The sequence below is a fragment of the uncultured Flavonifractor sp. genome (assembly GCF_944383115.1).
Classification (GTDB): domain Bacteria; phylum Bacillota; class Clostridia; order Oscillospirales; family Oscillospiraceae; genus Flavonifractor.
In genome coordinates this window covers 1-6517 of sequence record NZ_CALWOJ010000103.1, presented here as the reverse complement: position 1 = coordinate 6517, position 6517 = coordinate 1, and the positions used below count along the sequence as shown (strand labels likewise).

General features: G+C 62.1%; 7 protein-coding genes. 6 read left to right on the top strand and 1 reads right to left on the bottom strand.

Annotated features, from left to right (window positions below; genetic code table 11):
• From Q0K43_RS09650 to Q0K43_RS09635, 4 genes are all read left to right on the top strand, one after another.
• Positions 1-636 (top strand): glycogen/starch/alpha-glucan phosphorylase (locus Q0K43_RS09650; RefSeq protein ID WP_297290330.1); only part of this gene is annotated, 636 nt, incomplete at its 5' end.
• Positions 637-750: 114 nt separating this feature from the next.
• Positions 751-1236: an RNA polymerase sigma factor gene (locus Q0K43_RS09645; RefSeq protein ID WP_297290331.1), complete on the top strand. Its 486-nt coding sequence runs from the start codon at positions 751-753 to the stop codon at positions 1234-1236.
• Complete coding sequence (locus tag Q0K43_RS09640; protein ID WP_297290329.1) at positions 1233-2405, top strand: hypothetical protein; 1173 nt, start codon at positions 1233-1235, stop codon at positions 2403-2405. The genes Q0K43_RS09645 and Q0K43_RS09640 overlap by 4 nt, the downstream gene beginning before the upstream one ends.
• A gap of 106 nt (positions 2406-2511) precedes the next feature.
• On the top strand, positions 2512-2991 hold the full coding sequence (locus Q0K43_RS09635) for a hypothetical protein (protein WP_297290328.1): 480 nt from the start codon (positions 2512-2514) through the stop codon (positions 2989-2991).
• Positions 2992-3049: 58 nt separating this feature from the next.
• Here Q0K43_RS09635 and Q0K43_RS09630 read toward each other — a convergent pair whose 3' ends face one another.
• Positions 3050-4420, bottom strand: coding sequence for a rubredoxin (locus Q0K43_RS09630; RefSeq protein ID WP_297290327.1), 1371 nt, complete (start codon positions 4418-4420; stop codon positions 3050-3052).
• 198 nt (positions 4421-4618) lie between these two features.
• On the opposite strand from Q0K43_RS09630, the gene Q0K43_RS09625 reads away from it, so the two are divergent.
• Positions 4619-5743, top strand: coding sequence for a cysteine desulfurase family protein (locus Q0K43_RS09625; RefSeq protein WP_297290326.1), 1125 nt, complete (start codon positions 4619-4621; stop codon positions 5741-5743).
• Positions 5744-5759: 16 nt separating this feature from the next.
• Positions 5760-6517 (top strand): MATE family efflux transporter (locus Q0K43_RS09620; RefSeq protein WP_297290325.1); only part of this gene is annotated, 758 nt, incomplete at its 3' end.

The following is a 6517-nucleotide window of genomic DNA, read 5'->3' as shown; positions in this document are numbered from 1 at the left end:
TCCGTGGCCGACATGATCGCCAAGGACCCCATCTGCAAGGACCGGCTCCAGGTGGTCTTCCTGGAGAACTACCGGGTGAGCCTGGCCGAGAAGCTGATGCCCGCCTCCGAACTCTCCGAGCAGATCTCCACCGCCGGCAAGGAGGCCAGCGGCACCGGCAACATGAAGTTCATGATCAACGGCGCGGTGACCATCGGCACCCTGGACGGCGCCAACGTGGAGATGCACCAGGTGCTGGGCGACGAGAACATCTTCCTCTTCGGCCTGAAAGCCCATGAGGTGGCCGAGCTGAAGCACAACGGCTACAAGTCCTATGAGTACTATATCCACAACTCCGACCTGCGGTCTGTGGTGGAGCAGCTCAACCTGGGCTTCGGCGACGGCATCAACTACGACGACATCGCCCGTCGGCTGCTCTTCGGCGACGGCGGCCCCGCTGACGAGTACCTGCTGCTGGCCGACTTCGAGAGCTACCGGGACGCCCATGCCCGGGCCGGTCAGGCCTACCAGGACCCCAAGCGGTGGAACAAGATGTCTCTCATGAACATCGCCCGTTCCGGCATCTTTGCCGCCGACCGGTCCATCCGGGACTACGCCAGGGATATCTGGAACGTCCCCGTCCGGGAGATCAAGTAAACTACCTGCGATTCCGCGGGCGGCCAAATGGCCGCCCGCTTTTTTTACCCGGATGCAATCATTCGGCCCGCCGCCGCGCTTTCTGGACAGAAGGACAAGAAGGGAGTGAACGCGATGCCCAGCCTCAACGGCAGTCCCCTCTCCTGTGAGGAGATCCTGGACCGCTACGGCCCGCTGGTCTACCGCATGGCCATCCAGGGTACCGGCAGCGTGGCTGACGGAGAGGACGTGGCCCAGGAGGTCTTTGTAAGCCTCATCCAGAGCAATCCCCGCTTTGCCGACGAGACCCATCTGAAAGCCTGGCTCATCCGGGCCACCGCCAACCGCTGCAAGAGCTGGGGGCGGTCTGCCTGGCACAGGCGCACCGTTCCTCTGGAGGACGCCCGGCAGGCCGCCCCTCCGCCGGAGGAGGGCGGCACCTGGGAGGCGGTGGCCGCCTTGCCCTCCAAGTACCGCTGGCCGGTATACCTCCACTACATTGAGGGCTATACCGCCGCCGAAATCGCCCAGCTGCTGGGCTGTCCCCGGAACACGGTACTCTCCCGTTTAAGCCGGGCCCGTGAAAAGCTGAAAGACGCGCTGAAGGAGGAATGGGCATGAACAATGAAGAGCGTTACCGCAGCACCCTGGGCGGCATGACCCCCTCCCCCGCCTGGCAGGCGCGCACCCTGGCTGCCATGAAGCAGGCCCAGGGACAAAAGCGGCCCTCCCCCAAGCCCCTGGCCATCGCCGCCACGGCGGCGGCCCTGGCCCTGGCGGTCACCGGCGGGGTGTGGCTGTCCGGTCGGATGGGAGCAGACCCCGACGGCCCCGGCGTTGCCCGCACCCCGGAGCCGGTGGTCACCCCCACTCCTTCCGCCCCCCAGGCGTGGAATGAGAGTTTTTCCATCGTCACCGACCCCAGCCAGCTCATGGGCAAAAATCCCACCGCCGGGCGGCTGGACGAACTGACCGAGCTGAAGGTCTATGAGGAACCGTCCCTGACAGACGATACCCTTCAGCGCACCCTGGCCGACGCCCTGGCTCTGGAGTATGGACTGACCATCACCGACTATCAGTGGGACTCTCTTAAGGACTACCACATCCCCCGTCCGCCCACTCTGACGGCCCAGTGTGCCGACGGCTCCCAGATCCGGCTGGATGGTTTGGGGACACAAACCGTTCTGTTTGATCCCGCCCGGCAGGAGGAGTTTGAAGCCCGCCTGACCCACAAGCTGACCGCCGTCTCCCGTGCCACACTGGCCCAAGAGCAGCTGGAGAGCTATACCTTTGCCGGGGAGCGATATACTTCCCTTCAGACCTTTTTCGTGGATGATCCCACCCAACCCCTGAGCGAGCAGCTCTACAACTACACCTTCCGCCGTTTCTCCGCCCAGGAGGGCATAGTCAGCCAGAACACCTATCCGTCAGTCAAAGGCACTTACCCCCTCCGCTCGGAGTCGGACGCTTTGGCCAGCTTCCGCTCCGGGGACTACTGGGGCAGCCACTGCACCGCCCACCCCGACCAGGCGGAGATCCTCCAGGTCACCATTGAATACGACTTTTCCGCCTACCCCTATATCCAGCCCGTATACCGTATTCTCTTTACCCAGGACTACTGGGATGAGGTCATTGCCGACTGGATGCACGACGGGGTGGATCCCAGCCCCTTTATGGGCGTGGGAATCGCCTACGTCCCCGCCATTGACCCGAAGCACCAGGATGAGATCCCCTACTATCGTCTTTTCAACGACGCCCCGGCCCACCATACGCCGGAAGATTTAAACTAAAGGACTTTTTTCTCCTTTTGACCGAAAATCGTCAGATTTGTGTAACCGCCCTGTTACCCATCCCGCCTGCTTCACTGATATACTGGAGCCAAAGGAGGGATGTACCATGGCGGAAGATTACGCCCGCACCCTGAAACGCAGGACGCTCATCGCCCTGATCGCCACATTGATTTCTCTGGTCCTGCTGGGGGCCGCCATGTTCTGGCTGTGGTGCAGCCTGTTCGGTCCTCCCCAGTTCATGCGCAAGGACAATCCGTCCCTTACCCCCCAGAGCGCCCAGGCCCAGCTGGACGCCGGGGCCACCATCTACTGGCAGGATACCGCCTATCAGGTGCCGCCCAATTCCGGTTTGGACCAGCTGCTCCACACCGACCAGTGGACCTCCACCTCCGCATTTCAGGCGGAGGACGCCGATCTGGTGATTCACTTTGGGGAGTTCTACGAGCTTTCCCTCTGGTCGGAGGGCAAGGCCGCCTTCTATGACGGCTACTCCGGCCACAGCACCAAAAGCTACGCCTATTATGCAATCTCCAACAATGTGGTACAGGAGCTGATCGCCTCCCTCGCCGCCCTTGTCCCAGCGTGACGGCCAAACGAAAAACGCAGGCTGCGCATTGCGCAGCCTGCGTTTTTTATTTGAAAATTTAGTCGACCTTCTTGAACATCTCCTTGTCCACGCCGCACAGGGGGCAGGACCAGGAGGAGGGCACCTGCTCCCAGGGGGTGCCGGGGGCCACGCCGTGGGCGGGATCACCCTCGGCGGGATCATAGATGTAGCCGCACAGGGCGCACACCCACTTGCCGCCCTCGGTCTTGGGGGCGTCCACCGGCACGGTGCAAAGGGCGGCCACGCTGCGGGCATAGTCGGCCATGGCGTCCAGATCGGCCTGGGTGGGGGTGAAGAGAATCCGGAAGGGAGCCTCGGGGGCGGCGTAGCGCAGGCCCTTCAGGAAGGTGTGGAGCATGGGGGCGGCCTCACCGCTCCAGCCATAGGCACCGAAGGCGCCGGCGGCCTTCCCCTTCAGGTTGATGGGGTCAATGGAGGTAAGTACATCCCACACCGCCTTGGGAGCGGCACGGTTGATGGTGGGGGAACCCACCAGCAGCACGTCGGCCTCATGGGCCAGCTTCACACACTCGGCATAGGGCACCACGGTGACGTCGGCAGTGGTAACGGCGTACCCCTCACCCTCCAGAGCCTTGGCGGCAGCTTCCGCCAGAGTGCGGGTGCAGCCGTAGGCAGAGGCGTACACCACGAAGGCGGTGCGCTGCTTCTTGGGAGCGGGGGTACTCCAGGTGCGGTAAAGCTCCTTGGCTTTGTCAATGGTCTCGGTCAGGCAGGGGCCGTGGCTGGGACACACCAGTTCCACGTCGGCAGGCATCTTGTCCAGGCCGGAGAGTACGCTGGGCTTGAAGGGGCCGAAGATACCGGCATAATAGTAGGCAAACTCGCCCTCATAGGCCTCCTTGGCGTGGATGTTCTTGTCCAGCATGGTGGGCTCACAGAAGTGGCAGCCCAGGAAATCGCAGGTGAAGAGGGTCTTGCCCTTCTTATCCCAGGTAAACATGGAGTCGGCCCAGTGGAGCATGGGAGAGGGGATGAACTCCAGCACTCGGTCCCCCAGGTCCAGGGTGTCTCCGGCGGCCACGGTACGGCAGGGCAGATCCAGGTTGGTGATGTCCTGCAGGTGCTTCTTGCCCGCCTTGGTGGCAATGATCTCCAGTTTGGGGCAGACCGCCATCAGCTTGGCCACGCTGCCCGAGTGGTCGGGCTCGTTGTGGTTCATGATCAGGTAATCCACATCCTCCACAGGAATGACCTGGCGGATGTTGTCCAGATATTCGTCAAAATAGTCGGTATGTACCGTCTCGATCAGGACGTTCTTCTCCCCCGTCAGCAGGTAGGCGTTGTAGGAGGTACCGTATTTGGATTCCATGACGATGTCAAAGACCCGCAGGGACGGGTTAAGGACACCCACGGACCACAGGTTTTCACGCAGCTTGATGGCACTCATGGCGGTTTCTTCCTTTCTTATTGTCAAAAATTATTTCCTAGCAGGTCACAGTATATTATCCTCTTCCCTCCTTGTCAAGCGGTATGGGATAAACTGTCACGTCTGTTTTCCACAATTCTGCCGCCTTGACTTTCCCTCTGTAGAAGGGTACAATGAAGAATTGCGAAACCGCACTTTTTTTGTCTGAGGTGACTGTCCATGCCCATCTATCTGGATAACGCAGCAACCACCCCGGTATGTCCGGAAGCGGCCCGGGCCGCCTATGAGGCCATGACAGAGGGTTACGGCAACCCCTCCTCCGGCTACGCCATCGGTCAGGCCGCCGCCGCCAAAGTAAAGGAGTACCGTGCCGTGGTAGCGGACAGGCTGGGCTGTCTGCCGGAGGAACTTATTTTCACCTCCTGCGGTACCGAAGGGGACAACTGGGCCATCCGGGCCGCCGCGGAATACGGCAGGCGAACGGGAAAGCATATCATCACCACCGCCATTGAACACTCCGCCGTGCTGGAGCCCATCCGCGCCCTGGCCGCCCGGGGCTATGAAGTCACCTATCTGAAACCGGACAAGTCCGGCCATATATCCGCCCAGGCGCTGACCGACGCTCTGCGGCCCGACACGGTGCTGGTGTCCATGATGCTGGTAAACAATGAGCTGGGTACCCTTCTGCCGGTAGCGGAGGCGGCCCGGGCTATCAAATCCGCCCACTGCCCCGCCCTGCTCCACTGTGACGCGGTGCAGGCCTTTTTGAAGGTCCCCTTCACCCCCAAGGAACTGGGGGTGGACCTGCTCACCATCAGCGGTCACAAGATCCGCGCTCCCAAAGGCATCGGGGTCCAGTACATCCGCAAGGGCCTGGAGCTAAAACCCCTGCTGCTGGGGGGCGGGCAGGAGAACGGCCTGCGTTCCGGCACCGAGCCCACCGCCCAGCTGGCGGCCCTGGCTGCCGCCTGCGAAGCATGGGACAGCGGTGCGCCCGCTCGCATCGCTGCTGTAAAGTCCCATGCCCTGGAGGTCCTCTCCTCTGTTCCCGGCCTGGAGGTGGTCAGCCCCGGCGACGCTCCCCACATCTGTGCCATTTCTCTGCCCGGCTATCCCAGCGAGATGCTGGTGCGGGACCTGTCTGACCGGGGGATCTACGTCTCCTCGGGCTCGGCCTGCCACAAGGGCAAGCCCAGCCACGTTTTTGCGGCTCTGGGGCTGCCCAAGCGCACCCTGATGGGGGTGCTGCGCATCTCCTTCTCTCCCGACAGCACCTGTGAGGAGGCCGACGCTCTGGCCGCCGCCCTCACGGAGATCACACAGACTCGGATTGCAATGAGGTGAGGAATTGTTTGCCTACATGAACCGAGGCAGGGTCTTTTACCGCAATGTGATCGCGTTGGCCCTGCCCATCCTGCTGCAAAATCTGTGTACCACCCTGCTGGGTCTGGTGGATACTTTTATGGTAGGCAGCCTGGGAGAGGCCCCTCTGGCCGCCGTGTCCCAGGCCAACCTGCCTGTATTTGTGATCCAGCTGGTGATCTTCGGGCTGCAAAGCGGCTCCTCAGTCCTCATCAGCCAGTTCTGGGGCAAGAAAGATACCGACACCATCAACCGGGTCATGGGTATCGGCTGTTATGTGGCGGGAGCCATTGCCGCTCTGTTTGCCATTGTCATGTGCTTTTTCCCCACCCAACTCATGGGGCTGCTCACCGATAATGAAGAGCTGATCCCTCTGGCCGCCAGCTACGCCCGCATCGTAGGCCCCTCCTACCTCTTTAACAGCCTTACCGGCGTGTATGTGGGCGCCCACCGCTCTATGGAGAACCCCAAGCTGGGCATGATCGTCTTTGCCACCTCCATGGCCACCAACACCTTCCTCAACTGGGTGTTCATCTTCGGCAACCTGGGCGCCCCCGCTCTGGGGGTGGAGGGCGCGGCCTTTGCCACCCTGCTCTCCCGTATCCTGGAGTTCGGCATCACCATGACCTATGCCCTCACCAACAAGCGGTTCCGGCTCAAGCCCACCCTCATGTTCCGGCCAGGACGCCCCCTGATCCAGAAGTTCTTCCGCTATTCCGGCCCGGTGGTCCTCAACGAGACCCTGTGGGGCCTGGG